General features: G+C 30.3%; 2 protein-coding genes. Both read right to left on the bottom strand.

Annotated features, from left to right (window positions below; translation table 11 throughout):
- A partial coding sequence (locus KTO59_RS04185; RefSeq protein ID WP_284928802.1) for a reverse transcriptase/maturase family protein occupies nucleotides 1-1,274 on the bottom strand: 1,274 nt, incomplete at its 3' end.
- 8 nt (nucleotides 1,275-1,282) lie between these two features.
- On the bottom strand, nucleotides 1,283-1,498 hold the full coding sequence (locus KTO59_RS04180; RefSeq protein ID WP_284928801.1) for a hypothetical protein: 216 nt from the start codon (nucleotides 1,496-1,498) through the stop codon (nucleotides 1,283-1,285).
- Between the last annotated feature and the right edge of the window lie 199 nt (nucleotides 1,499-1,697).

The raw sequence follows: 1,697 nt of genomic DNA, 5'->3' as shown, positions 1-1,697 counted from the left end.
TCTAATGAAATCCCTTCTACTAAACAGTTTTCACATTTAACAGCTTGCAATCTATCTGTTAGCTTAGTTCTACTTTTATAGGTATTTGTGTTTATTGTTAGGTTCATATCCTTATTTTGATATTTCCTTAATTTTTTAACAAAATCCCAACTAAATAGCGGCCAAGTATCGTATTTGGGTTTGGTTTTGGTTTCATACTTGATCCCAAAACTTTTCCCTATTCGATATTTCTTCCGGGTCTTTGCAAGTGAGCATTTATCCCTTCCAGCCAGAGTTTTTAATAAAGAATATGTCGCATAATAATACCATTTGCCTAATTGAGAGATGTTTGAAATATAGCTATAATAATTTATGTATCCATTCATGATGACTTTATAAGTTCTTATTATTTCTAGTTTTTCAAAACTTACTAACTTTTTATCGTGGATAATTTTATTATTTTTATCTATCCATCCTAATTCTTTCGCTTTTTTCTCAATTAGTTTTTCATCTATTTTAAGTTGTGGTTTTTCATTTAGACTTGCTTTGGTTGATTTCCTTTTATGGTTCTCTTTTGTTGGATTTACTGATAAGTCATAACCTAAGAATTCAATCCCTTTTTTTGTTTTTTGAATTTTTGATTTATCGCTTGAAACTTTTAATTTCAATTTTCCTTCAATAAATTCAACTACCATTTTCTTAATTTGATGTGGTAATATCTTACTTTGACAACTTATCCCAATAATGAAATCATCTGCATATCTCAAATATTCGATTCGAATTGGTTTTTGTTTATAACGTTGAGTTATCTTCAATTCTTTTCTTAATTTGTCAATTCTCTCCTTATCCTTTTCTTTTTTAGCTTTATTAATATCCCTAAATATTTTTGCATATACAGGATTATCTTTTACCTTCATGAATTCGGATAGTTCCTTTTGGAGGTTTCCTATATATTTATCTAATTCATTTAGAACAATATTAGATAAAATAGGCGAAATAATTCCTCCTTGTGGTGTTCCCTTTATGGTTTTTATGTATTGTCCTTGTTTCATGACGCCACTTTTCACCATTTTAGCAACTAGTCTTTTGACTTTATATTTTGAGATATCTTTGTCAATGATTCCATATAACACTTTATGATTTACCGTGTCAAAAAATTCTTTTAAATCGATTTTGATAAACCAATTAATCCCCTTAAATCTTTGTTGAAAGCGTTTTAAGCAATCATGGGTTGATTTTCCAGGTCTAAATCCATAGCTGAATTCAGAGAATTTTGGTTCATAATATGCTTCCAATTGTTTTCTTATGACTTCTTGAATGACCCTATCTTTGATGATAGATATACCTCTAGAGGTCTTAGTTTACCATTTGGTTTGGGGATTTCTATTCTTTTTACTGGTGAAGGTTCATATGTTCCTTCTCTGACCTTTTTATTCCATTTTTGAAGTTTCTTTAATTCTACTCCATCGATGGTTTGGAAGTCAATCCCAGCCGTTCCCGGGCCCTTATTGGTTGCCACTTTCTCAAAAGCTACATAGTAGCTTATGATATCGTTGGTTAACCATTGATAAGTACGCTTTGATACGTTCTTGTTATCTTTTGATTTCGTCTCAATTATGTTTAAATGCGTAGTTAGTTTTGAAATTTTACTTTCTTTTGATAGCATATAGCCACCGCCCTTCTACGTCTTTAAACTCGAAATATTATTTCCTCTTTCG

It is taken from the genome of Candidatus Phytoplasma sp. AldY-WA1 (assembly GCF_020312115.2).
Classification (GTDB): Bacteria; Bacillota_I; Bacilli_A; order Acholeplasmatales; family Acholeplasmataceae; genus Phytoplasma; species Phytoplasma vitis.
The sequence above is the reverse complement of the archived record's forward strand: the minus strand, read 5'-3'. Positions and strand labels throughout refer to the sequence as shown.